General features: G+C 71.5%; 22 protein-coding genes and 2 riboswitches. Of the genes, 12 read left to right on the forward strand and 10 right to left on the reverse strand.

From position 1 onward, the window contains the following. The first annotated feature begins 49 nt into the window (after positions 1-49). Positions 50-670: a TIGR03086 family metal-binding protein gene (locus FHS44_RS08325; protein ID WP_184713250.1), complete on the forward strand. Its 621-nt coding sequence runs from the start codon at positions 50-52 to the stop codon at positions 668-670. 70 nt (positions 671-740) lie between these two features. Continuing rightward, the gene (locus FHS44_RS08330; protein ID WP_312863565.1) at positions 741-1,853 is read left to right on the forward strand and encodes a winged helix DNA-binding domain-containing protein; all 1,113 of its coding nucleotides are present in this window, start codon (positions 741-743) and stop codon (positions 1,851-1,853) included. A 46-nt stretch (positions 1,854-1,899) separates the two neighbouring features. On the opposite strand, the gene bcp is transcribed toward FHS44_RS08330, so the two are convergent. Then, positions 1,900-2,364, reverse strand: a complete 465-nt coding sequence (gene bcp, locus FHS44_RS08335) for a thioredoxin-dependent thiol peroxidase (protein ID WP_184713251.1) — start codon at positions 2,362-2,364, stop codon at positions 1,900-1,902. A 112-nt stretch (positions 2,365-2,476) separates the two neighbouring features. On the opposite strand from bcp, the gene FHS44_RS41680 reads away from it, so the two are divergent. Further along, complete coding sequence (locus tag FHS44_RS41680) at positions 2,477-2,815, forward strand: DUF3618 domain-containing protein (RefSeq protein WP_184713252.1); 339 nt, start codon at positions 2,477-2,479, stop codon at positions 2,813-2,815. A 16-nt stretch (positions 2,816-2,831) separates the two neighbouring features. Here FHS44_RS41680 and FHS44_RS08345 read toward each other — a convergent pair whose 3' ends face one another. Continuing rightward, positions 2,832-4,019 carry an amino acid deaminase/aldolase gene (locus tag FHS44_RS08345; RefSeq protein WP_184713253.1) on the reverse strand — a complete coding sequence of 396 codons (1,188 nt, stop codon included), beginning with the start codon at positions 4,017-4,019 and terminating at the stop codon, positions 2,832-2,834. Positions 4,020-4,170: 151 nt separating this feature from the next. Here FHS44_RS08345 and FHS44_RS08350 point away from each other — a divergent pair, with 151 nt between their 5' ends. After that, positions 4,171-4,791, forward strand: a complete 621-nt coding sequence (locus FHS44_RS08350) for a DUF6286 domain-containing protein (protein WP_184713254.1) — start codon at positions 4,171-4,173, stop codon at positions 4,789-4,791. A gap of 188 nt (positions 4,792-4,979) precedes the next feature. Here the strand turns inward: FHS44_RS08350 and FHS44_RS08355 are convergent, their stop codons facing one another. The 4 genes from FHS44_RS08355 to gcvT all read right to left on the reverse strand — a co-directional run bounded on the left by FHS44_RS08355 (position 4,980) and on the right by gcvT (position 9,835). Then, a complete protein-coding gene (locus FHS44_RS08355) occupies positions 4,980-6,779 on the reverse strand; it encodes a hypothetical protein (RefSeq protein WP_312863566.1) in 1,800 nt (599 codons plus the stop codon). Positions 6,780-6,898: 119 nt separating this feature from the next. Beyond that, positions 6,899-8,275, reverse strand: a complete 1,377-nt coding sequence (locus FHS44_RS08360; RefSeq protein WP_184713255.1) for an L-serine ammonia-lyase — start codon at positions 8,273-8,275, stop codon at positions 6,899-6,901. Positions 8,276-8,360: 85 nt separating this feature from the next. Next, positions 8,361-8,750 carry a glycine cleavage system protein GcvH gene (gene gcvH, locus FHS44_RS08365; RefSeq protein ID WP_184713256.1) on the reverse strand — a complete coding sequence of 130 codons (390 nt, stop codon included), beginning with the start codon at positions 8,748-8,750 and terminating at the stop codon, positions 8,361-8,363. Further along, positions 8,747-9,835, reverse strand: coding sequence for a glycine cleavage system aminomethyltransferase GcvT (gene gcvT / locus FHS44_RS08370; protein ID WP_184713257.1), 1,089 nt, complete (start codon positions 9,833-9,835; stop codon positions 8,747-8,749). The genes gcvH and gcvT overlap by 4 nt, the downstream gene beginning before the upstream one ends. A 41-nt stretch (positions 9,836-9,876) precedes the next feature. Then, positions 9,877-9,961, reverse strand: a riboswitch (glycine riboswitch). Between the two features lie 2 nt (positions 9,962-9,963). Further along, positions 9,964-10,062: riboswitch (glycine riboswitch) on the reverse strand. A gap of 140 nt (positions 10,063-10,202) precedes the next feature. On the opposite strand from gcvT, the gene FHS44_RS08375 reads away from it, so the two are divergent. The 4 genes from FHS44_RS08375 (at position 10,203) to FHS44_RS08390 (ending at position 13,292) form a co-directional block, all read left to right on the forward strand. Beyond that, a complete protein-coding gene (locus tag FHS44_RS08375; RefSeq protein ID WP_221460382.1) occupies positions 10,203-10,955 on the forward strand; it encodes a hypothetical protein in 753 nt (250 codons plus the stop codon). Positions 10,956-11,066: 111 nt separating this feature from the next. Beyond that, positions 11,067-11,666 (forward strand): TetR/AcrR family transcriptional regulator, encoded by a 600-nt coding sequence (locus tag FHS44_RS08380; RefSeq protein ID WP_184713501.1) that lies wholly within the window; start codon positions 11,067-11,069, stop codon positions 11,664-11,666. Further along, positions 11,663-12,502: an alpha/beta fold hydrolase gene (locus tag FHS44_RS08385; RefSeq protein ID WP_184713259.1), complete on the forward strand. Its 840-nt coding sequence runs from the start codon at positions 11,663-11,665 to the stop codon at positions 12,500-12,502. The genes FHS44_RS08380 and FHS44_RS08385 overlap by 4 nt, the downstream gene beginning before the upstream one ends. A gap of 52 nt (positions 12,503-12,554) precedes the next feature. Beyond that, positions 12,555-13,292, forward strand: coding sequence for a maleylpyruvate isomerase family mycothiol-dependent enzyme (locus tag FHS44_RS08390; protein WP_184713260.1), 738 nt, complete (start codon positions 12,555-12,557; stop codon positions 13,290-13,292). Positions 13,293-13,295: 3 nt separating this feature from the next. Here the strand turns inward: FHS44_RS08390 and FHS44_RS08395 are convergent, their stop codons facing one another. Beyond that, the gene (locus tag FHS44_RS08395; RefSeq protein ID WP_246435120.1) at positions 13,296-14,981 is read right to left on the reverse strand and encodes a High-affinity nickel-transporter; all 1,686 of its coding nucleotides are present in this window, start codon (positions 14,979-14,981) and stop codon (positions 13,296-13,298) included. A gap of 398 nt (positions 14,982-15,379) precedes the next feature. Here FHS44_RS08395 and FHS44_RS08400 point away from each other — a divergent pair, with 398 nt between their 5' ends. Both FHS44_RS08400 and FHS44_RS08405 read left to right on the forward strand, forming a co-directional pair. Then, positions 15,380-17,107, forward strand: a complete 1,728-nt coding sequence (locus FHS44_RS08400) for an ABC transporter ATP-binding protein (protein WP_184713261.1) — start codon at positions 15,380-15,382, stop codon at positions 17,105-17,107. 451 nt (positions 17,108-17,558) lie between these two features. Next, positions 17,559-18,383 (forward strand): MurR/RpiR family transcriptional regulator, encoded by an 825-nt coding sequence (locus tag FHS44_RS08405; RefSeq protein ID WP_312863567.1) that lies wholly within the window; start codon positions 17,559-17,561, stop codon positions 18,381-18,383. Here the strand turns inward: FHS44_RS08405 and FHS44_RS08410 are convergent. From FHS44_RS08410 to FHS44_RS08420, 3 genes are read right to left on the reverse strand one after another with little or no spacing between them, the layout of a single operon-like run. Beyond that, entirely contained in the window at positions 18,337-19,086 is a 750-nt protein-coding gene (locus FHS44_RS08410; protein ID WP_184713263.1) for an ABC transporter permease, read from the reverse strand. The two genes, FHS44_RS08405 and FHS44_RS08410, sit on opposite strands and share 47 nt — an antisense overlap. Before the next feature lie 33 nt (positions 19,087-19,119). Then, the gene (locus FHS44_RS08415) at positions 19,120-20,076 is read right to left on the reverse strand and encodes an efflux ABC transporter ATPase subunit, DrrA-related (RefSeq protein ID WP_184713264.1); all 957 of its coding nucleotides are present in this window, start codon (positions 20,074-20,076) and stop codon (positions 19,120-19,122) included. 48 nt (positions 20,077-20,124) lie between these two features. Next, the gene (locus FHS44_RS08420; protein WP_184713265.1) at positions 20,125-20,655 is read right to left on the reverse strand and encodes a PadR family transcriptional regulator; all 531 of its coding nucleotides are present in this window, start codon (positions 20,653-20,655) and stop codon (positions 20,125-20,127) included. An 89-nt stretch (positions 20,656-20,744) separates the two neighbouring features. Here FHS44_RS08420 and FHS44_RS08425 point away from each other — a divergent pair, with 89 nt between their 5' ends. After that, positions 20,745-21,431 (forward strand): SDR family oxidoreductase, encoded by a 687-nt coding sequence (locus FHS44_RS08425; protein WP_184713266.1) that lies wholly within the window; start codon positions 20,745-20,747, stop codon positions 21,429-21,431. An 80-nt stretch (positions 21,432-21,511) separates the two neighbouring features. Continuing rightward, on the forward strand, positions 21,512-22,903 hold the full coding sequence (locus tag FHS44_RS08430; RefSeq protein WP_184713267.1) for a formimidoylglutamate deiminase: 1,392 nt from the start codon (positions 21,512-21,514) through the stop codon (positions 22,901-22,903). Positions 22,904-22,997 lie beyond the last annotated feature (94 nt).

The raw sequence follows: 22,997 nt of genomic DNA on the forward strand, positions 1-22,997 counted from the left end.
GGCTCATAGGCTGATGTCGCAAGCGAGGAAGAGATCGAAGGGCAGAATCATGAACACCACCGACACCGCCACCGTCACCGCCCTGCAGCCGGTCTGGCGTGAGGTGCTGGCCGCCTCGTACCGGGCGCTGGAGAACAGCGTCGCGGGGGTGCGGGACGACGAGGGGGACAAGGTCACCCCGTGCTCGGAATGGACCGTCACCCAGGTGATTCAGCACGCGGCGGGTGACCAGCTCGCCTACGCGAAGGTGCTCGGCATCGGGGACGGCCCGGCCTACGACCCCTTCTCGCCTTCCGGGGCCGTCGACGGCAGCTCGGTGGCGCTGGTGAAGGACGCCGTCGGGCAGGCCGCCGCGGCGTGGGCGACGGTGCCCGACGACAGCGAGACCGTCCCGACGCCGCTGCCGCACGGTGACCTGCCCACCCCGGTCGCCGCGGTGATGTGCGCGCTCGACGCCGCCGTGCACGCGTGGGACGTCGCGATCGCCACGGGCCAGCCGTCCCCGCTCGACAACGAGCTCGCGGGCCACCTTCTCGCCGCCGCGCGGGGGACGGTCGAGCCGCTGCGTCAGTGGGGGGCCTACGCCCCGGTGGTCGAGGCCGCGGACAGCCCTTCCTCGACGCCGGTCGTCGACGAGCTGCTCCGCTACCTCGGCCGCGTCCCGCGCTGACGCTCGGTTCACGGGGCTTCCGGGATTGTCGGTGGCGGAGGCTACGGTGACCGGGAGGAGGCGGTAATCAGTGGAACTCACCCCCCAGCAGGTGCTTGGTCTGCGGATGTCCAGTCTGCTGCTGCGGACGTCGCCCGGCGAGGCGGGCCGGGCGACGGGCGTGGCCGAGGTGGTGACCTGGCTCGGGGCGATGCAGGCGCAGGACCTGGCCAGCGGGCTGTGGTCGTTCGGCGCGCGGCTGCCCGGGCACACCGTCGCCGACGTCACCGCCGCGCTTGAGCGGCGTGAGGCGCTGCGCACGTGGCCGATGCGGGGCACCATCCATTTCGTCCCGTCCCGCGACGCCCGCTGGATGGTCGAGCTGATGAGCGCCCGGGTGCTGAACAGCGCGGTGCGGCGGCGCGAGGAGCTCGGCCTCTCCGAGGAGACCGTCGCCCAGGCCATGGAGGTGCTGGGCGCGGCCCTGGCCGGGGGTGGGCGGCTGAGCCGCTCCGAGTGCCTGGCCGTACTGGCTGACAAGGGCATCGACACCGGTGACCAGCGTGGTTATCACCTGCTGTGGTACGCCAGCCAGCGGGGACTGCTGTGCATCGCCCCGAACATCGGCAACGAGCAGAGCTTCGTGCTGCTCGACGAGTGGGTTCCCGACCCGCACCGGCCTGAGCGCGACGAGGCGCTGGGCATCGTGGCGCTGCGGTACTTCCGAGGTCACGGGCCGACGACCCGGCAGGACTTCGCGGGCTGGACCGGCCTGACCATGGCCGACGCCAGACGCGGCATCGCCGTGGCCGGTGACGCGCTGGCCAGGGTGAGCGTCGACGGGGTGGAGATGCACCTCGACGCCGCGCTCCTCGACGTTGCCCCTCCCGTGGCGGGTGACGACGAGGTGCTCGTGCTGCCGGGGTTCGACGAGTACCTGCTGGGTTACAAGGACCGTTCGCTCATGGTCGCCGACGAGCACAAGGGGGCCATCATCCCCGGCAACAACGGGGTCTTCCAGGCCACGGTGGTGCGCGGGGGCCGGGTCGTCGCCATCTGGAAACGCACCTTCGCGAAGAGCCGGGTGCGGATCGCCGTCCAGCCGCTGGTGCCGTTCGGCGGAGGAGACAGGGCGGAGGTCGAGCGGGCGTTCGAGCGGTACGCGCGGTTCGTGGAACGCGACCCGGAGGTGCGCTGGCCGTGACCCGCCACGCGGCCACCGCACGATCACGCGGTGGCCGCCCGGAGTGTCAGTCCACGCCGAGTTCGCGGCGCAGGCGGGCCACGTGGCCGGTCGCCTTCACGTTGTAGAGGGCCTTCTCGATCTTCCCGTCCGCGTCGATCACGAAGGTCGAGCGCAGCACGCCGACGGTGGTCCTGCCGTACATCGTCTTCTCGCCGTAGGCGCCGTAGGCCTGGTGGACCTCAAGGCCGGGGTCGGACAGCAGGGGGAAGGTCAGGCCGTCGTGTTCGACGAACTTGGCGAGCTTGGCCGGGGTGTCCTTCGACACGCCGAGTACGGCGAAGCCCGCCGCGGCCAGCGAGTCGAGGCTGTCGCGGAAGTCGCACGCCTGCTTGGTGCACCCGGGGGTCATCGCGGCGGGGTAGAAGTAGAGGATCACACGTTTGCCGCGGTAGGCGTCGAGGGAGACGGTGCCGCCGTCGGCGGCGGGGAGCGAGAAGTCCGGGGCGGCGTCGCCGGGCTCTAGTTTCATGGGTTTCCTCCGTGGACTCGTTCCCGGGTCAACTTACCGGCCTGCCCGAAGTGCCGTGGGTGGGCCGGACCTGAGAGACTGATCAATGTCAAGGGTGACGAGAGGAGATCCGATGGCGGACACCGATCCCGCGGAGCTTGAGCGGCGGATCGAGCGGACCCGTGCGGAGTTGGCCCAGACGGTTGACGCCATCGCCGACCGGGTGAGCCCGAAGAAGGTCGCGCGCAGGACCGTCGCCAGGGCCGAGACGAGCGCGAAGCAGTTCCTGGTCTCGGTCGGAGACCGGGTGGGGGACGTGGTCGGGGTCACCCCGCGTCCGATCAAGCCGGATGACGAGCCGCAGGGCCTGTGGGCCGAGGAGGAACCGAACCTGGGTCCGGTGCTGGTCGGCGTCGGCGCCGTGCTGGTGGTCACCGCGGCGATCATGCTGTGGCGCCGCCGCCGTCGCTGACGGGTCAGTTGGCGGGTCAGAGGAAGGTGCGGCCCTCGCCCCGGTAGGTGGGGACGGTCTCGACGACCTCCTCACCTTCGACCAGGTGCAGGGCGGCGAAGTGCTCGCACAGCTCCCCGGCCTTGGCGTGCCGGAACCAGACGCGGTCGCCGGTCCTCAGGTCGTCCGCGGCGGGGCCGAGGAGCGGGGTCTGGACCTCGCCCGCGCCCTCGCCGGGGGCGTAGCGCAGCCCCTGGGGCAGATGGGGGTGGGGGAGGCGGTCCCGTCCCGGCGGTCCTGAGGCGTGGTAGCCGCCGCCGAGGACGGTGACGATCCCGGGGGGGGGGCGGCGGACGACGGGCAGGGCGAACAGGGCGGCGGGGCGGCCGGTGAAGCCCCGGTAGAAGTCGAACAGGCGGGGGTGGAAGAAGCCGGATCCCGCGGCGATCTCGGTAACGGCCTTCTCCCTTGCGGTCACGTCGATGCTGCCGGTGCCGCCGCCGTTGACGAACTCCAGGTCGGCGATCCGGGTGACGGCCTGGACGATACGGCCCCTGCGGACGAGGAGTTCGCGGCGGGAGCGGGCCTGGACGAGGCGGACGGCCCCGGTGAGGGCGGGGTTGCCGGGCCGGTCGTCGCCGAGTCCGGCGATCTGGGCCTCGTAGGCCATCACGCCGACCAGCCGGAAGCCGGGGCGTTTGGCGACGGTGGCGGCCAGGTCGGCGGCGTGGTCGGGCTCGCGGACGGGGGAGCGGTGCGCCCCGGCCCTGAACCTGCCGCCGAACGCCACGAACCCCGCATCGATGTCGAGACATATGCGGATCTCGTGGCGTCCGAGGCCCACCGTGGCGTCGATGAGGTCCAGGTGCTCGGCGCTGTCGATCGTCAGCGTGATCTCCCGGGCCGCCACGGGGTCGGCGGCCAGTTCGGCAAGCGCGGCCCTGTCGGTGGTCGGGTAGGCGACGAGCACGTCCCGCAACCCGGTCGAGACCAGCCAGAGCGCCTCGGGGAGGGTGAAGGCCATGATCCCGGCGAAGCCGTCCATGGCGAGGACGCGTTCGAGGAGGGGCCGGGAGCGGATGGACTTGCTGGCGACCCTGATCGGTTTGCCGCCCGCCCGCCTGAGCATGGCGGAGGCGTTCGAGCGCAGGGCTTCCAGGTCCAGCACGGCGAAGGGGGGATCCAGGTGCGCTGTCGCCCGGTCGTAGCGCTGGCGGTCGTCCATGCCCGCAGAATAGCCGCAAAACGACTAATATGAGCAGTGTTCATGTTGAGGTTCTCGCGGTAAATTCTCCGGCCAGGGCGATTCCAAGATCGTGAAAGTCGCCGCTTCGCCCCCTCGTGACGCCCCCGGGACGCGTAGACCTGACCAGGTGATGAGCACTCTCCAGGACATCATGGCGGGCACGGGCGGCGGGACCACGGCGGGGGAGCACCTGCACGCGGTCCGCCGCAGGTCGGTACGGCTGCTGCGGCCCGAGCGCAACCCCGCCGGTCTCGTGGCCGCGCTGCTGGTCTCGGTGACGCTCTCGGCGGCGGCCGGGGTGACGGCCGGACTGACGATGGGCTCCCCCGTGGGGCGGGTGCCGTACCGCAGACTCGCCGAGGGGGTCGGGGCGGCCAGGTGGTCCGACCCCGTGGTGTTCGCCGTCGCGCTGGGGGCCATGGCCCTCGGGATCGTGCTGCTCGCCCTGGCCGCGCTGCCGGGCAGGACCCGGCTCGTGCCGCTGGAGTCGGCGGACTCCCGGATGGTGATCGGCCTGACCAGGGCCGGGCTGCGCCGTACGCTGCGGGCGGCGGCGGAGTCGGTGGACGAGGTCGGGAAGGCGCGGGTGCGGCTCGGGTCGCGTGACATCGAGGTCACCGTGTTCACCGACGCCGACCGGGCGGGCCCCCTGCTGCGACAGGTCGGCACCGTCGTGGGCGACCGTCTGACGGCCCTGGGCGCGATGTGCGCGGGTGAGGTCGTCGTACGGCTGCGCAGGAGGGGCGTCTGATGAGGGCCTTTCTCGACAACAGGATCGGCCTGGCCCTCACCGGGGCCGTGCTGACCGGGGCGGGGCTGTACGCCTGCCTGCGGGGACAGGGCAGGTTCTCCTCCCAGCCGCGCGACGACAGGATCGTCGGCCGGGGGCTGCCCGCCTACCTGGAGCAGCACGCGTGGCTGGGCTGGCTGCTGGCGTTGCTACTGGTGGTAGTAGCGCTGCTGTCGATCAGGTGGCTGCTGCGCGCCCTGGGCTGGGGACGGGTCGGACGGCGCAGCGCGACCGGTACGGCCATGCTGTGGGTCGCGGTTAAAGAAGTCGAAGGGCTCGTCCGAGTGCGCGTCAGGCACGCGAAGGGTGATCGTCTGCGTGTCGCGATCACCTGCGGGCCCGCCACGGACGTCGGCAGGCTCGTCACCCGGCTGAACAAGGACGCCGTCGCGAAGGTCCGCAGGACGGTAGGGGACGAGGACCTCGGCGCCTGGGTCAGGCTGCACGTCAGGAGCCGTTGACCTGGGCGGCTCCGGCGAGACGGGGGTGCGCTCCCGTCTGGCGAAGGCGAGCCCGGCGGCCAGGCAGGCGAACGGGACGGCCGGGACCACGTAGCGGTGGTCGAAGGCCGCGATGAAGGGCGGCAGGACCAGCAGCACGGCCCCCGCCGCCCACGGCAGCAGCACGACGCCGCCGAGCCGCCGCCAGTTGCGCAGCACCCCGGCCAGCCCGAGCACCGCGATCACCGCGAGGAACGGGCCGCGCAGGAAGACGTTCTCCTGGTAGAGGCGCAGCCAGCCCGCGTACGGCTCGACGAGACGGGTCTCGCCGGAGGCGCCCTGGTAGGCGACGGTCAGCTCCTCGGCGGTCCTGCCCTGGGAGGCGGCGCCGGTGGGGAAGGACCTGACGGTGTCGGGGAAGACGTAGGCGCTCTGCGGCCCCGGGGTCGGGTAGACCCTGCGCTCCCAGTCGAAGATGTGGGCCACATCGGTCAGGCCCGCGTTGAGGAAGTCGAGCGGCTGCGCCCTGATGGCCTGGGTCGCGAAGGCGCCCGCGAGCCTGTCACGCTCGGCCCAGGTGCCCTTGACCCTGTTCAGCGGGGACGAGGCGTCCCAGATGTAGACGGGCGGGGCCTTGCGCTCGGCGACGGGGTCGGTGGGGCACAGCGCGGCCTCCGGACCGGAAGGCTTGATCTTCGCGCAGTCGGCGAAGGTGACTGTCCGCGCCCACAGGAAGGCGTTTCCCCTGGTCAGGCCGTAGGTGCCGTACTCGGAGGCGAACCAGGCCGCGTAGCCGCCCAGGCCGACCGCGCAGGCGAGCGTGGCGGCCGCGACCGCCCGCCAGCCGGACCGGCCGATCACCATGCACACCAGCACCACGGCGGCCAGCGGCAGGCCGATCGTCCTGGTCACCGTCGCCGCCGCGAGCAGGAGCCCGGCCAGCAGCGCCGCCCACGCCGAGGGGCGCCGCCGCCACATCACCAGCGTGACGGCCATGACCACGAAGAACTCCATCGGCAGGTCCGCCATCACGAGGTGTTCGAGCTGGACCTGGTGGACGTCGAGCAGCACCGGGAGCGTGGCCAGCGTCGCCCCCCACCCCGGCAGCCGTCCCCGGCGGCGCAGCAGGAGGTAGACGCACAGGGCGACGGCGAGCCCGAACAGGTGCTGGAGCACCACGACCGCCTCGACGCTGGACAGCGGCCGCATCGCCCACAGCAGCAGGGAGTAACCGGAGGGCCGCGACTCCATCGGCCGGGGGTCGAGCCCGGCGCCGAGATAGACGAAGGAGTCGGCCCAGAACCACAGCGCGGGCCGGTAGCCGAGCACGGCCAGCGCGCGCACCCCGGCCCCGGCGAGCAGGGCCAGCGCGAAGAGCCAGTGGGAGGCGAGGAACCGCAGGACACGGGAGCCACCGCGACCACGGTGGCCGTGGGGGAGGGGGGCCGCGCGGTGGCGGGCCCGGCCTCCCTGACGGGTCTCCTCCGGCTGCGGAACCTTCGTCGGCACGACGACCTCCCGACTCTCGGTGACAGCGGCACCCAGCATAGGGGCGTCACGACGACCGGCCGGGGGAGATGTCGAAGTTAAAGGCTTTTGAGTTGTTTGTCAGAACCTGGGAAGCGGCGTCAGCACTCGATGACGTTCACGGCCAGGCCGCCCCGGCTCGTCTCCTTGTACTTGTCGAGCATGTCGCGCCCGGTGTCGCGCATGGTCTTGATGGCCTTGTCCAGGGAGACGAAGTGGCGGCCGTCGCCGCGCAGCGCGATCCTGGCCGCGGTGATGGCCTTGATCGAGGCGACCGCGTTGCGCTCGATGCACGGGATCTGCACCAGGCCGCCGATCGGGTCGCAGGTCAGCCCGAGGTTGTGCTCGATGCCGATCTCGGCGGCGTTCTCCACCTGCTCCGGGGTGCCGCCGAGCGCCTCGGTCAGCCCGGCCGCCGCCATCGAGCAGGCGGAGCCGACCTCACCCTGGCAGCCGACCTCGGCGCCGGAGATGGAGGCGTTCTCCTTGAACAGCACGCCGATCGCCCCCGCGGTGAGCAGGAAGCGCACCACCCCGTCGTCGTCGGAGTGCGGGACGAACCGGTCGTAGTAGGTGAGCACGGCCGGGACGATGCCCGCCGCGCCGTTGGTCGGCGCGGTGACGACCCGCCCGCCCGCGGCGTTCTCCTCGTTCACCGCGAGGGCGAACAGTGAGACCCAGTCCATCGCGTGCAGCGGGTCCTTCTCCGCGGCCTCGCTCTGCAGCCTCCTGTGGAGCTGGTGCGCCCTGCGCCTGACCTTCAGGCCGCCGGGCAGCACGCCCTCCTTGGCGATGCCGCGCGCGACGCACTCGCTCATGACGCGCCACAGGTTCAGCAGCCGGTCACGGATCTCCCGTTCCGACAGGCCGAAGGCCTTCTCGTTCTCCAGCATCAGCCCGGAGACGGAAAGACCGGTCTCGGTGCAGTGGGCGAGCAGCTCCGCGGCGGTGGTGAAGGGGTACGGCAGGACGGTGTCGTCCGGTTTGATGCGGTCGGCGCCGGTGGCGTTCTCGTCCACCACGAAGCCGCCGCCGACCGAGTAGTAGACCTTCTCCCGCAGGACGTCGCCGGTCTCGTCGAAGGCGGTGAAACGCATGCCGTTCGGGTGGTGCGGCAGGGAGATCTTGCGTTCGAAGACGAGGTGCTCGCCGACCACGAACGGGATCTCGCGGGAGCCGTACAACTGGATCGTTCCCGAGTCGCGCATGGCGGCCAGCCGGTCGTCGACGGTGTCGACGTCGACGAGTTCGGGCTTCTCACCGGTCAGGCCGAGCAGGACGGCCTTGTCGCTGCCGTGGCCCTTGCCGGTCAGGCCGAGCGAGCCGTATAGGATCACCTCGACCCTGGTGGTCTTGTCGAGCAGGCCGTCGCGGTCGAGTCCCCTGGCGAACTTGTGGGCGGCGGCCATCGGGCCGCCGGTGTGCGAGCTGGACGGGCCGATACCGATCTTGAAGAGGTCGAAGACACTGATCGCCATTGATCTGTCCTGCCTTTGCGCCGTCGCCAGGCCGGGACCATGCGCGCCGATGGACGCGCATGATCACGACGCAAGCTGAGATATTTCAGGATTCGCCCGAAGTGAGCGCCGCGTACTCCTCGGGGGACAGCAGGTCCTCCGGGTCGCCCTCAAGACGGACACGGAACAGCCACCCCTCGCCGTAGGAGTCACTGTTGACCAGCGAGGGGTCGTCGACGACGACCTCGTTGATCTCGGTGACCTCACCGCTCACCGGCGCGAAGATGTCGCTGACCGACTTGGTCGACTCGACCTCGCCGACCGCGTCACCCGCGGTGACCGAGGAACCGACCTCGGGCAGCTGGACGAAGACCACGTCACCGAGGGCGTTGGCGGCGTAGGCGGTGATGCCAACGGTCAGGGTCAGGCCGTCGTCGATGCCCGAGATCCACTCGTGCTCCTTGGTGTAGTGCAGGTCCTCGGGAATGTCACTCACTTTTTCCTCCTGTAGAAAGGCAGCTCAACGACCTCGACCGGTTCGTGACTGCCCCGGATGTCCACGGCCAGTCCAGCGGACACTCCGTTGTCCACGTAGGCCATGGCGATCGGCCTGCCCAGGGTCTGGGAAGGCGCTCCGCTGGTCACCTCTCCGACGACGGCGCCGTCGGTGGAGACCACGGGATACCCGTGGCGGGGCACCCTGCGGCCGGTCGCGATCAGTCCCACCAGACGACGGGCCGGAGGGACGTCCTTGAGTGGCTCAAGGGCGGCCCTGCCGACGAAGTCGCCTGGTTTGTCAAACCTCACCACACGGCCGAGCCCCGCGTCGAACGGGGTGAGATCAGCGGACAGTTCGTTGCCGTACAGCGGCATCCCGGCCTCAAGGCGCAGGGTGTCGCGCGCCGAAAGCCCGGCGGGAAGCAGCCCGTACGGCTCGCCCGCCTTGGTGAGCGCGGCCCACAGCGGCTCGGCGTCCCCGGCCGCGACGAACAGCTCGAAGCCGTCCTCGCCGGTGTAGCCGGTGCGGGCCAGGAGCGCGGGACGTCCGGCGACGGTCGCGGGCAGCCCGGCGTAGTACTTCAGGCCGTCGAGGTCGGCGTCGGTGAGCTCGCCCAGGATCTCGCGGGAGCGCGGCCCCTGCACCGCGACCAGCGCGTACTGCTCGGAGCGGTCCTCGACGGCGGCCTCGAAGGTTCCGGCGCGCTCGGTCAGCTCGGCGGCGACCCGGGGGTAGTTGGAGGCGTTGGCGACGACCATGAACTCCTCGTCGGCCAGGCGGTAGACGATCAGGTCGTCCAGCACGCCGCCGCGGGAGTCGACGATCATCGTGTAGCGGGCGCGTCCCGGCTCCAGGGCGGAGATGTGGCCGACGAGCGCGTAGTCGAGGGCCTCGCCCGCCTGGGAGCCCGTCACGAAGATCTCCCCCATGTGGGAGAGGTCGAACAGGCCCGCCGCCTGACGGACCGCGTTGTGCTCGGCGGACTCGCTTCCGTAGCGCAGCGGCATCAGCCAGCCCGCGAAGTCGGTCAGCGTCGCGCCGAGGGCCTCGTGAACACCGCGTAGCGGCGTGGGTCGGGACATGTTCGCACCTCAGACAGGGGTCGGATGAGAAGCATCCTCCCCCTCTGTCATGGATGCCTGAGAGCTTCGCCCGGTTTTTGCCGGACTTTCACCTTCGGCGAGGCCGTACGGCCTGCTTTCCAGAGGCACCTACCCACGCGGTCCTTTGCCTTGAGAGGTTCGCGGGGAGGGCTTGCTCCTTCAGGGGTCCTGGCCTGGATGTCAGGACGCTCTCCCGCGCGGGTTCATCGGTGTCCCGGTCAGCCTAACCGTAGGTGAGGGCCGAGCGAAATCCCCGGGCGGCGACAGGCTGTCCGGTTAGGCGCGATCATGGGGGCCTCTCGCATAATCTGTCAGTGCAGTGGGGGATTTGTTCCAGCATCGAATCATGGAAACAGGACGGCTACCGCTCTTCTGTTTCTTCGTCGCGCTGATCGTCGCCTTCGTCTTCACGCGCATCAACGTCCGGCTCATCCGCGCCAAGATCGGGTGGTTCGGCAACGTCAGCGTCGGGGACATGCACATCCACCACGTGGTGTTCGGCGTGGTGCTGACCATGCTTGGCGGGGTCTCCGGCCTGCTCGTCTCCGGCGTCTCCCAGGCGTGGTACGCCCTGACCGCGGCGATCTTCGGGATCGGCGCCGCCCTCATCCTGGACGAGTTCGCGCTGATCCTGCACCTGCACGACGTCTACTGGGAGGAAGAAGGCCGCACGTCGGTCGACGCGGTGTTCATCGCGATCGCCGTCACGGGCCTGCTCCTGCTCGGGCTGCGCCCGCTGGGCTGGGAACGGCCGGACGGCACGTGGCAGGGGGTGTGGCTGGCGGTCGGCTATCTCGGGCTCAACCTCCTGCTCGCCGTGGTCACCCTGCTCAAGGGGAAGATCTGGACGGGCATGGTCGGCCTGTTCGTCCCGCTGCTGCTGATCGTCGGGGCCCTGCGGCTGGCCAGGCCGGGCTCTCCGTGGGCGCACTGGTTCTTCGCCCCCGGCTCCCGCAACCCCAGGCCGGGCAAGATGGCCAGGGCGCAACGCCGTGAGGAGCGCTGGCGCCGCCCGGTCATCAAGGTCAAGATCGCCTTCCAGGAGTTCGTCTCCGGCCGTCACGACCTGCCCTCCTCCCGCCTGCGCCCCCGCCGCTAGCCCTGTCCGGAACCCGTCACGCGCCGTCGTGCGCCCTGTGAACCTAATAGTATTAGGCAGAAGCTGGTAGGGTTAGCTATAGTCTAGGGGTCCTAGGAAATGGGGGTGCGTATGGCACGGGCCGGGTTGACGGTCGAGCGGGTGACGCTCGCCGGTGCCGAGCTGGCCGACGAGGTCGGCTTCGAACGGCTGACCATGTCGGCGCTCGCGCGGCGGCTCGGAGTCAAGGACGCCAGCCTCTACGCGCACGTTCGCGGCCTTGAGGACCTGCGCGGGCGGATCGCCCTGCTGGCGGCCGACGAGAAGACCGTCCGCATCGCGGAGGCGACCGCCGGGCTGGCGGGCCGGGACGCGCTGGTCGCCTACGCGGGCGCCTACCGGGACTACGCCCGCGAGCACCCGGGCCGCTACACGGCCACGCAGATCCCGACGGAGATCGACCCCGAGCTGCTGGCCGTGGCGCGGGGGCCCAAGCGCGCGGTCGAGCTGACCTACAGCATGCTGCGCGCCTACGCCCTGCGGGAGCCCGACCTGACCGACGCGGTACGGCTGATGCGCAGCATGCTGCACGGCTTCATCAGCCTTGAGGCGGCGGGCGGGTTCGCGCACACGCGTCCGGTCGAGGAGTCGTGGTCGCGCTGCCTCGACGCCCTGCACACCCTCCTTGAGCACTGGCCGGACGACCCGGACAAGGAAGGAAACACGACATGACCGGCACGACCATCGGACGCCTGCGCGTCGAGGGCGCGGAACTGCACTACGAGGTGCGCGGGCGGGGGCCGCTCCTGCTGCTCGTCCCCGGAGGCACGGGCGGCGCCGACTCCTTCGAGGAGATCGTCGATGACCTCGCCGAAGACCGCACGGTCGTCACCTACGACCCGCGCGGCCTGGCCCGCAGCCCGCTGGACGACCCCGAGGGACCCCAGCGGGTCGAACGGCACGCCGCCGACGCCCTCCAGCTGCTCGACCTGGTGTCCCCGGGGGCGTCCGCCGACGTGGTCGGCTGCAGCTCGGGGGCGATCGTCGCGCTGCACCTGCTCACCTCGGAGCCCGGACGGATCGGCCGCGTCGTGGCGCACGAGCCACCGGTGGTCGAGGTGCTGCCGGACGCCGCCGCGCACCGCGCGATGCTCGCCCAGGTCAGGGACGCCTACGACAGGGAGGGGCCGATGGCCGCGGCGACCGTGCTCGCGGCCGGTCTCAGACGGCCAGGCGACTCCCCGGACGTACGGCCCGCCGCCGAGCTGTCGCCCAGGGCCGCGGCGCGGGTCCAACGCTCGATGGCCGACGCGCCCTACTTCGTCGGGAAGATCATCCCGGGCTTCATGGCCTACGTCCCGGACGTGGACCGGCTGCGCGCCCTGTCCGACCGGCTCGTGCTCGCGGGCGGGACCGACTCCTACGGCGAACTGCCCTACCGGCCCGCGGCCTTCCTGGCCGAGCTGTTCGGCACGGAGCTGGTCCACTTCCCCGGTGGGCACACGGGCCTCAGCACCCATCCCGCGGAGTTCGGCAAGCTGCTGCGCGAGGTGCTGGACGCCCGGTGACAGCCCGGTTGAGGAGGGTGGGTTTGTCGGGGCCGTACGGCAGGATGTCGCCATGGATCACACTCGCTACCTCGACCTGATCCGCGCCGACGGCGATCGCCTGCTCGCGGCCGCGATTCAGGGGCTGGACGCCCGGGTGCCCTCGTGCCCCGGCTGGACCGGCCGTGACCTGCTCCACCACGTCGGAGGGGTCTACGACCACAAGGTCCTGTGCATGCGGCTCGGGCGCGAACCGGGCGAGGACGAGCAGGCGCCGCCGCCCGGCGACGCCACGATCACGGACTGGTTCCTCTCCCACCGTGCGGCGCTGCTCGACCAGCTCGTCCTGCGCGGTCCCGGGGCTCCCTCCCACACGTGGTTCCCCCCGGACCAGACGGTCGGCTTCTGGTACCGCAGGATGGCCCAGGAGACGGCCGTCCACCGGGTCGACGCCGAGTTGATCCACGGCGGGCCGACCCCGGTCGATCCGGACCTCGCGGCAGACGGCGTGGACGAGCTGCTCGGTTTCATCACCCACGACTTCGGCGGCAGGCCGGAGCGGGAGCAGGGCGTCGGCCGTACGGTCGGCCTGGGCTGCGGCGGGCGGCAGTGGGCGGTGACGCTGCGCGCGGACGGCGTGGCGTGGGCGCCGGAGGGGACGACGCCGGACGCGCGGATCGACGGCGAGCCCGATGACCTCCTGCTCCACCTGTGGAACAGGAGGAAGGCCGACGGAAACTCCCTCAGGAGCTCGGGCGACGTGAACGCGCTCGCCGGGCTGTGGGCGCGCCTGCAGGAGGAGACGCAGTAGCGCTCACGCGGCCCCGATGAGGCTCCGCACGGTCAGGCCGAGGCCGAGCAGCATGACGACCACGGCGGTGCCGACCGGCAGGAGCGAGGACAGGCGGGCCGCCACCCCGTTTCCCCCGGCCGCCAGACGGCCGAGCCGCCCGGCGATCCTGACCAGCAGCAACCCGGTGAGGGTCAGCGTGCCCGCCATGCCGACGCCGTACGCCAGGATCAGCGCGATTCCGAACCACGTGCGGCCCAGGCCGATCGCGCCCAGCAGGACGACGAGCGCGGAGGGGCTGGGCACCAGCCCTCCCGCGACCCCGAGCCCGACCAGCCCGCGCCGCGAGCGGGGCGCGGGGGCGGCGGGGGCCTCCTGGATCCGCCGTTCGAGTACGGCTACCCGCGAACCCTCTCTCACGGGGGCCGGGGCGTATTCGTGGGCGGGGATTTCAGGAACGGCGCCGAAGTGGCCGTGCCCGTGCCCGTGGGCCGGGTGCTCGCCGGTGCGGTGGGTGTGCCAGGCGGAGCGCAGCAGCCCGGCGCCGACCACGGTGATCAGCAGGCCGCTGGCCAGGCCGAGCCAGGCGAGCACGGCCTCGCCGGTGAAGGCGGACAGGACGGTCAGTAGCAGGCCGACCACCAGGACGCCGACGGTGTGGGTCACGGTGACGGTCGCGCCGACGACCAGCGCGTCGCGCGGACGCCCCTGCCTGCCCGCGAGGTAGGCCGCCATGATGGTCTTGCCGTGTCCCGGGATGAGGGCGTGTCCCGCGCCGAGCGCGACGGCCATGAGCACCGCGAGCAGCCCGAGCGGCGCGGTCGGCGAGTCGGTGCCGACCAGGTCGGTGAACGTGTGGTCGAGCCAGACCGTCACCCCGCCGAGCGGCCCACCGGACAGGCCGGACAGTTCGGACAGGCCGGACAGCGGGGGCGGTACGGCCGCCGAGGGGCCGGTCTCCGGGGTGACGTTCAACCGCGCCGTCCGCTGGTCGAGCGGGGCGGCGAGCAGATCATCCGGGTAGGTCCGCAGTTGCTCGCTGACGCTCGTGCCGGGGACGGAGGACCGGATCAGGCGCACACCCCCCGAGGCGACCGCGGTGATCTCCCGCCAGCCGGTCCGGTCCGGCAGGAAGTCGTCGCTGAAGCCGACCGTCCCCCGCGCGTGGACGTCGGCGGCCAGGCCGCAGGTCAGGCGGCTGGTCCGCAGGCCGCTCTGGCCGGGGGCGTACCGCAGGCCCGTCCCCGTGACGCGCCAGGCGACGGGGGAGCCGTTCACGGTCAGCCGCTGGGCCCCGGCGAGCGCGGCGCAGCGGGCGGCGCCGTACGCGGCGAGTTCGGCGTCGGACACCTCGCCCGAGCCGTCGGCGTCCATCTCGGGGAGGGCCTGGAGGGTGGGCAGTTCGGCGCTGTCGAGGACCGCCGTGTTCTCGATCCGGTCCGGGGTGATCCGCAGGCCGTCGTAGTGGTTGACGGTGAAGTCCCCCAGCGGATGCGCGGCCAGAACGGTGGCATGGGCGGGGGCCAGGGCGACGGCGGGCAGGGCGAAGGCCGGGAACATCGCGACCGTCAGGCAGGAAAGGGCGAAAAAGGACCTGCCGTGACGCGAGGCCCCCGGCTCCGGCCTGTCCACGTGCGGCTGTGCCTCCGCCCCCTCCGGACACGGTGTCCCGGCGTTCCCGGTAGGTGGTGGGACCTCTGCTGATGTCATGACAACCTCCCGAGGGCGGGATCGGCCTCACGGACGCGGGCGGGGGAGCATCCCTGGCTCCTCCGTCGTGCCGGCGAACGTTCGATCTCGGCGCGGGCGGTCCGGCGGTTCCGCCCGATCGCCGCTGGAATGCTCCCGGTTCTGACCGGCCTTTTCGCGCGCCGGGACAGGTGAGAGAGCAGAAAATTCAAGGATTTTTCCCTTGGGGAGACGGAAGCGGCGCCCCCGGCCTCCCCTGACGTCAACTGGGGTTGACGCCATCGATCGTGTCAACCTATGTTGACGGCAGCGACTTTCGTCTATGAAACCGGCCATGCCTCTCGAAAAGGACGCGTGCGCAGTAGATATGAAGCACGTCGATCGAGGGCCGGTCAGGTCAGCTCAGAAGGAGACAGGAATTGTCGGAGACCGCGTCGTGGCGCCCGCTGCTCGCCTACGTCAGGCCGCACCGGCCCGCCCTGCTGCTCGGCGGCGTGCTCAGCCTGGTCGGCTCGCTCGCCGGCCTGGCCATGCCCCTGCTCGCCAAGACCGTCATCGACGCCTTCGGTGAGAACCGCTCCCTCGTCGGCCCCGTGATCGGCCTGACGGCCGCCGTCATCGTGGGCGCGGCCGTCGGGGCGCTCGGCAGATACGTGCTCGAACGCATGGGGGAGGGGGTCGTCTTCACCGCCAGGCGGGGACTGGTCGGCCGCATCCTCAGGTTGCGGGTCTCCGAGGTGGACCGCCTCAAACCGGGCGACCTGCTGTCCCGGGTGACCTCGGACACCACGCTGCTGCGCGCGGTGTTCACCGAGGGCGTCGTCGAGATGGTCAGCGCGGTGTTCATGCTGGTCGGCGCCATCGTGATGATGGTGCTCATGGACGGCCTGCTGCTGGCGGTCACCCTGGGCGTCCTGGTCCTGGTCGGCTCACTCGTCGGGCTGGTCATGCCGCGCATCCGGCGCGCCTCGACGCAGGCTCAGGTCGCGGTCGGCGAGATGGGCGCGGTGCTCGACCGGGTGCTGCAGGCCTTCCGCACGGTCAAGGCCAGCGGCGCCGAGGAGCGCGAGATCGCCACCGTGGACGCCGCCGCCCGCGAGGCGCGTGACAGGGGCATCGCCGTGGCCTGGTGGACCTCGATCGCGGGCATCTCCGCCTGGGTCGCCGCCCAGCTCGCCTTCGTCGCCGTGCTCGGCGTCGGCGGCGCCAGGGTCGCCTCGGGCGCGCTCGCGGTTTCCTCGCTGGTCGCCTTCCTGCTCTACCTCTTCTATCTGGTCGCTCCGGTCGGCCAGCTCGTGCAGGGCTTCACCCAGATGCAGAACGGCCTGGCCGCGGTCAGGAGGATCAGGGAGATCGAGGACCTCCCCACCGAGGAGATCGGGACGCTGACGGACGCGCCCGGCACGGCTCCGGCGGGGGTGAGCTTCCAGGACGTGGTCTTCCGCTACGGCGAGGACCGGCCCGTCGTGCACGACGGCGTCTCCTTCGACATCCCGCCGCGTGGCCTGACCGCCCTGGTCGGCCCTTCCGGGGCGGGCAAGTCCACGGTCTTCGCCCTCCTCGAACGCTTCTACGAGCAGCAGTCGGGGACGATCACCGTTGACGGCCGTGACGTGCGGGACTGGCCGCTGCCCGACCTGCGGGCCGTGCTCGGCTACGTCGAGCAGGACGCGCCCGTGCTGGACGGCACGCTGCGGGAGAACCTCGTCTTCGCCGCCCCCGGGGTCGAGGAGACCGAGGTCCGGCGGGTGCTCTCGCTGACCCGGCTCGACGACCTGGTCGCCCGGCTCCCCGAGGGCCTGGAGACCGAGGTCGGCCATCGCGGGATCATGCTCTCCGGCGGAGAGCGTCAGCGGGTCGCCATCGCCCGCGCCCTGCTGCGCAAGCCCAGGGTCCTGCTGCTCGACGAGGCGACCTCCCAGCTCGACGCGGTCAACGAGATGCGGCTGCGCGAGGTGGTCGCCGAGGTGGCCAAGGAGACGACCGTGCTGGTGATCGCGCACCGCCTGTCCACGGTGACCAGCGCCGACCGGATCGTGGTCATGGAGGGCGGGGGAGTGCGGGCGGTCGGCACCCACGGGGAGCTTCTCGACGAGGACGACCTCTACCGCGAGCTGGCCGCGACCCAGTTCCTGCTGCCGACCTGAGCGAACCGGCCGCGGAGTCGAACTGATCCCCCACGTTTCGTACGGCTCCCGCAAATTTACGTGGTGGGGAGGGCGATGGTTCGGGCGCCGGTCTCCGGCGTCGGTTGGCGGCGGAGGAAACCGGGCATCCCGCCCTGTGCGGAGCCTCTTCTTCGCTCAGGAGCGTCCGTCGGGACGCTCGCCGGGTTCGGCCTCCGGTCCAGTCCGTGCGGGACAGGGCCAGGACACAGGCCGATGTGGCATTCGGAAAGGGTGGGGCGTCCCGGCGTGCGGCCTGGGGCGCCCCCTTTTTCGTGCTTGCATCCCTTCCACCGTCATATCCACCTTTCCGCGAGGTGTATGAACGACACCGGGGCGGGAGGGAGAGGGAATGCCGGTGGAGGGTGGAGCGGTTGGAGGGCACGTGGGGGAAGGACTCGATCGACTTCTGGAGGGCCGGAGGCTTTCGCCCGTGCAGCGGCGGATCGCGCGCTACCTCGACGACCACCTGGCCGAGGCCGTCTTCCTGTCAAGCGTGGAGCTCGCGGAACGGGCCGGGGTGAGCCAGCCCTCGGTGACCAGGTTCGCCACCTCGCTCGGTTTCGCCGGCTACCCCGAGCTGCGGCAGGCGCTTCGGCCCTTCGTGGTGAGCGAGCGGCCCCCCTCACGGGCCAACGACCTGCAGACCGCGATCGACACGGAGATCGAGAACCTGAGGAACGTGCGTGACCGGCTGGCCGACCCCGCGGTCATCGCCGAGCTGGGCGCGGCGCTGGCCGGGTGCGAGCCGCTGCCCGTGCTCGGGCTGCGGGTTTCGAGCGGGCTGGCCACCACGTTCGCCTACTTCGCCCGCAGGATCCACCCCGACGTGCGGCTGCTGACCCACGGCGGCTCCGAGCTTGCCGACGGCCTGCACGCCGCGCGCAGGGCGGGAGCCGCCTGGCTGGTGGCCGTGGTGCTGCCCCGCTATCCGGCCGAGGCCGTACGGGCCCTGCGGGCCGCGAGGGAGCTCGGCCTGCGGACCGCGGTGATCACCGACAGGCGGGACGTGCCGTTCGAGGCGGACGTGATCCTGGACGCCCCCGTCGGGGAGCGCCCGGTGTTCGACGCGCACACGGCGCCGCTCGCCCTGGCCATGGTGCTGGTCGAGGCCATGGCGGAGGCGACGCCGTTGCGGACGCGGGCCAGGCTTGAGGAGTACGAGCGGATGATCGACCGGGCCGGGGTCTTCGCGGACCGGCCGGGCACGGCTAGCCCGCCAGCTTCCTCAGCGAGCGCACGGACCAGGTCAGGGTGAGGGCGCCGAGCACGAAGAAGACGGCGAAGGCCACCGGGATCGTGCTGTCGGTCAGGCGCTCGGCGAACAGCGAGCGCCCGGCCTCGACCGCGTAGTAGAGCGGGTTGAACCTGGCGACCGTCTGCATCCACTGCGGCCCGAGGGAGACCGGCAGCAGCATCCCGGCCAGCAGGGTCAGCGGCAGGGCGAAGAACTGCACGATCTGCGACAGGCCGTTCTCGTCGCGGATGGCCAGCGCCAGGCCGTAGGAGAGGCTGGCGGCGAACAGGCCGGTGGCGGCCATGAGCAGCAGCATCAGCAGCGCCGCGGCCAGGCTCAGCCGCAGGCCCATGAGCACCGCGACGCCCATCACCAGCAGCGCCTGGCAGGCGAGCACGAGCATGTCCTTGAGCACCCGGCCGAGGATGATCGCGGGCCGCCAGGCCTGGCTGACCGCGAGCCGTTCGAGCACGCCGTTGCGGGTCTCGTTGATCATGGCGAAGCCGGTGAAGAGGGAGCCGAACAGCGCGATCATCATCATCGCGCCGGGGGTGAACATCCGCAGCGCCTCACCCATCGTCCCGCCCCGGGTGGTCGTGGTCAGCAGCGGGGCGAACAACAGCAGGTAGAGCACGGGCTGCATGATGCCGATCAGCGCCCAGGCCGGGTTGCGCAGGACGGTGCGCAACTCGTGGCCGAAGAACAGTGCGGTGTGCCGGAGCATGGGGGGTCCTAACGTTCCGTCGGTTGGATGGTCTCAGGCGGCGTCACGCAGGGAGCGGCCCGTGTGCCGCAGGAAGACGTCGTCCAGCGTGGCCCGGTCGAGCGAGATGGACCGGATGGCCAGGCCCCCGGCCTCAAGGGCGCGCAGCAGACCGGTCAGGTTGCGCTCGCCGTCGTCGAGATAGGCCAGCAGCGCGCCGTCCCGCTCCTGGGTCTCCTTGATGTACGGCTGCGCGGCGAGCAGGGCGAGCGCGGCGGCCTGGTCGTCCACCCTGAGGGTGACGACGTCCCCGGCGATCTCCTTCTTGAGCCCCTGCGGGGTGCCCTCGGCCACGACCTGGCCGTTGTCGATGATGACAAGCCGGTCGCACAGGGCGTCGGCCTCGTCCAGGTAGTGGGTGGTCAGCAGCACGCTGGTGCCCTGGTCGCGCAGGGCGCGCACCTCCTGCCACAGGTTGGCGCGGTTCTGCGGGTCCAGGCCGGTCGTCGGCTCGTCGAGGAAGACCAGCGGCGGCCGGTTCACCAGGCCGACGGCCAGTGCGAAGCGCCGCTTCTGACCGCCGGAGAGCGTCTTGAGGGGGCGCCTGGCGATCTCGGTCAGGCTGAAGGCCGCGAGCAGCTCGTCGGCGCGGACGGCCGCCTGCTTGCGGGAGTGGCCCGCGATGCGCGCGGCCAGCAGGAGGCTGTCGAGGCCGGGGGCGTTGTCGTCCATCCCGCCCGTCTGGCCCACGTATCCGATCCGCTCCCTGACCTTGGCCGCCTGCCGTACCACGTCGTGGCCCGCGACGGTCGCGGTCCCCTCGGTCGGGGCGGTGAAGGTGGCGAGCATCCTGACGGTGGTGGTCTTTCCTGCCCCGTTGGGGCCGAGGGCGGCGAAGATCTCGCCCTCCGCGACCGAGAGGTCGATGCCCCTGACGGCCTCGATCCGCTCGGTTCCGCCGCGTCCGCGCCTGGTGAAGGTCTTGCGCAGGCCGCGCGCTTCGATGATCATGACACTCCGTTTCTCCGGATGTTGGGGGGTGGCCGGGGAAGTCCTCTCTCAGGGCAGCTCCCCGTTCCTCACCTTCTCCATGGCCTCCTCGACCCAGGTGAGCTGGGCCTGGAGCTGGAGGATGTTGAGGCGCAGGCACTCGTCGATGTGCCGGGGGGCGCCGAAGGCCCGCTTGCCGCCGATCGCGCGCTCGGTCATGGAGATCGAGAAGCGCAGCTGCGCGGCCCTGGCCTCCATCGCCGAGGTCAGGTCGGCCTGTGAGAGCCGGTCCATGAAGGTGAGAGCGACCTGGAACGGGTCCACGATCGGCTTGATCTCCCACCAGTGGCTCATCAGGTGCCGGGCGAACTCCGCGCGGCCGATCTCGGTGATGCCATAGACGGTCTTGCCTCCCTTGCCCTCCTCGACCCGCTCAAGAAGACCTTCGTCGGCCATCTTGGCGAGCCCGTGGTAGATCGAGCCGTAGGCCACGTTGGCCCAGTGCTGGGTGCCCATGAGTTCGAGGCGGCGCCGTACCTCGTAACCGTGGAGAGGGCCGTCGAGCAGCACGCCGAGCAGTAGAACACGCGTTGAGGACATATGCAATTTTTTATTCAAGTTTGAATACCGTGTCAAACGTGGGCTACGGTGCCGACTGTGGCGCGGGAGCCACGGGTAGGGTGATCCACATGTCCGAACGTCCCCTGGCCCTGGTGACGGGGGCCTCCCGGGGGGTCGGCGCCGCCGTCGCGCGCGCCCTGGCCCCCACCCACGACCTGCTGCTCGGCGGCCGGGACGCCGAGGCGCTGGCCGCGCTGTCGGCCGAGCTGCCCGGCTCGCGTCCCTGGCCCGTCGAGCTGACCGCCGTCACCGAGGCCGACGTCGCGGGGATCGACCGGCTCGACGTGCTGGTGCACAGCGCCGGGGTAGCCATCCTGGGGCGGATCGCCCAGACGCCCGCCGAGGTCTGGCGGCGCACGCTGGAGGTCAACGTGGTCGCGGTCGCCGAGCTGACCCGGCTGCTGCTGCCCGCCCTGCGCGCGGCCTCGGGGCACGTCGTGCTGATCAACTCCGGGGCGGGCCTGCGGGCCAACCCCGACTGGGCGCCCTACGCCGCGAGCAAGTTCGCGCTGCGGGCCTTCGGCGACGCGCTGCGCCTTGAGGAGCCCGCCCTGCGGGTCACCTCCGTCCACCCGGGGCGGATCGCGACCGACATGCAGCGCGGGGTCCGCGAACAGGAGGGCGCCGACTACGAGCCGGACAGATATCTGACGCCCGAGTCGGTGGCGCGGGTTGTGCTCACCGCGGTGACCGCCACCCCCGACGCCCACATCACCGAGATCACCGTCCGCCCCTCGACGGGGCCGGTCAACTGAGCGGTGTCTTGGACGACCCTTTTGCGCCTCATGTGAGCCGCGCGGGACGCCCGTGAACGACCCTGTTCACATAATGGAGGGTGTTCGCCGCAGCGTCCCCGTCCTCCTCAGAGGCGCCGGAGACGGACTACTGGTGTGAGCTGGCCTGGCTGCCGCCGGGCGAGGTCGTCCCCGGGGTGCTCGTCACGGTCGCGGGCTCCCGCATCTCCGAGATCACCCCCGGCGTCGCCACCCCTCCCGCCGGTGCCGTACGGCTGGCGGGCCTGACCCTGCCCGGACTGGCCAACGCGCACTCCCACGCCTTCCACCGGGCACTGCGCGGGCTGACGCAGCGGGAGAAGGGCAACTTCTGGACCTGGCGCGAGCGCATGTACGGCGTCGCCGCGGCCCTGGACCCCGACTCCCACCACCGGCTGGCCACTGCCGTCTTCGCGGAGATGGCGCTGGCCGGGATCACCTGTGTCGGGGAGTTCCACTACCTTCACCACACGCCGGGCGGCAGGCCGTACGAGGACCAGAACGCCATGGGCCACGCGCTCGTCGAGGCCGCGCGACGGGCGGGACTGCGCATCGCGCTGCTGGACACCTGCTACCTGGCCGGGGGCATCGGCGTCCCGCTGACGGGCGCCCAGCTGCGCTTCGGCGACGGAGACTCGGAGCGGTGGGCGGTCCGGGTCGAGGAACTGCTCGGCTTCTACCGGGGAGAACACGACGTCGAGATCGGGGTCGCCCTCCACTCGGTGCGCGCGGTGCCCGCCGAGCAGATGCCCGTGGTCGGCGCCCTCTCGCACCACCACGCGGTCCCGCTGCACGTCCACGTCTCGGAACGGCGCGAGGAGAACGCCGCCTGCGTCGAGGCCTACACCGCCAGCCCCGTCCAACTCCTCGCCGAGCACGACGTCCTGGGACCCCGCGCCACCGCCGTGCACGCCGTACACCTGTCGGAGGTGGACGTGGCGCTGCTCGGGCAGTCGCGCGCCCACGTCTGCGCGTGCCCGACGACCGAGCGGGACCTGGCCGACGGGCTCGGACCCGTCAGGGCGCTGTTCGACGCGGGCTCACCCGTCACGCTCGGCTCCGACAGCCAGGCGGTGATCGACCTGTTCGAGGAGGCGCGCGGGGTCGAGCTGGGCGAACGGCTGGTCACCGAGCGGCGCGGCCACTGGACGGCCGCCGAACTCCTCCAGGCCGCCACCGCCTCGGGACACGCCTCGCTGGGCTTCCCCGAGGCGGGCATGCTCGTGCCGGGCGCGTGGGCCGACCTGGTCTCGGTGCGCCTGGACTCGGTCCGTACGGCGGGAGCCTGCCCCGAGGACGCCGTGGAGATCACGATCTTCGCCGCGACGGCGGGGGACGTGCACTCCGTGGTCTCGGGAGGCCGCCGGGTGGTCGAGGAGGGCAGACACGTCCTGGGCGACGTGGGAGCGGCCCTCACCGAGGTGATCGCGGAAGTGCGCGGGGATCACCTCTGACCGGTGTGGTTTGAGCCCTCCCCGACAGGGAACCGGGCGACCTCATGATGCTGTGTCCTGGAACATCCTCCTTGAGGAGGAAATCCAAAACCGT

Origin of the sequence: Streptosporangium saharense, assembly GCF_014203715.1 — a bacterium.
Taxonomy (GTDB): Bacteria; Actinomycetota; Actinomycetes; order Streptosporangiales; family Streptosporangiaceae; genus Streptosporangium; species Streptosporangium saharense.

Bases quoted from the DNA above. Each gene is read 5' to 3' on its own strand.
- FHS44_RS08375 (WP_221460382.1), top strand. From the start codon at position 10,203: ATGGAAACAGGACGGCTACCGCTCTTCTGTTTCTTCGTCGCGCTGATC.
- FHS44_RS08360 (WP_184713255.1), bottom strand. From the start codon at position 8,275: ATGGCGATCAGTGTCTTCGACCTCTTCAAGATCGGTATCGGCCCGTCC.
- FHS44_RS08385 (WP_184713259.1), top strand. From the start codon at position 11,663: ATGACCGGCACGACCATCGGACGCCTGCGCGTCGAGGGCGCGGAACTG.
- FHS44_RS08350 (WP_184713254.1), top strand. From the start codon at position 4,171: ATGAGCACTCTCCAGGACATCATGGCGGGCACGGGCGGCGGGACCACG.
- FHS44_RS08345 (WP_184713253.1), bottom strand. From the start codon at position 4,019: ATGGACGACCGCCAGCGCTACGACCGGGCGACAGCGCACCTGGATCCC.
- FHS44_RS08415 (WP_184713264.1), bottom strand. From the start codon at position 20,076: ATGATCATCGAAGCGCGCGGCCTGCGCAAGACCTTCACCAGGCGCGGA.
- FHS44_RS08325 (WP_184713250.1), top strand. From the start codon at position 50: ATGAACACCACCGACACCGCCACCGTCACCGCCCTGCAGCCGGTCTGG.
- FHS44_RS08395 (WP_246435120.1), bottom strand. From the start codon at position 14,981: ATGACATCAGCAGAGGTCCCACCACCTACCGGGAACGCCGGGACACCG.
- FHS44_RS08380 (WP_184713501.1), top strand. From the start codon at position 11,067: ATGGCACGGGCCGGGTTGACGGTCGAGCGGGTGACGCTCGCCGGTGCC.
- FHS44_RS08425 (WP_184713266.1), top strand. From the start codon at position 20,745: ATGTCCGAACGTCCCCTGGCCCTGGTGACGGGGGCCTCCCGGGGGGTC.
- FHS44_RS08420 (WP_184713265.1), bottom strand. From the start codon at position 20,655: ATGTCCTCAACGCGTGTTCTACTGCTCGGCGTGCTGCTCGACGGCCCT.
- FHS44_RS08390 (WP_184713260.1), top strand. From the start codon at position 12,555: ATGGATCACACTCGCTACCTCGACCTGATCCGCGCCGACGGCGATCGC.
- gcvT (WP_184713257.1), bottom strand. From the start codon at position 9,835: ATGTCCCGACCCACGCCGCTACGCGGTGTTCACGAGGCCCTCGGCGCG.
- bcp (WP_184713251.1), bottom strand. From the start codon at position 2,364: ATGAAACTAGAGCCCGGCGACGCCGCCCCGGACTTCTCGCTCCCCGCC.
- FHS44_RS41680 (WP_184713252.1), top strand. From the start codon at position 2,477: ATGGCGGACACCGATCCCGCGGAGCTTGAGCGGCGGATCGAGCGGACC.
- FHS44_RS08410 (WP_184713263.1), bottom strand. From the start codon at position 19,086: ATGCTCCGGCACACCGCACTGTTCTTCGGCCACGAGTTGCGCACCGTC.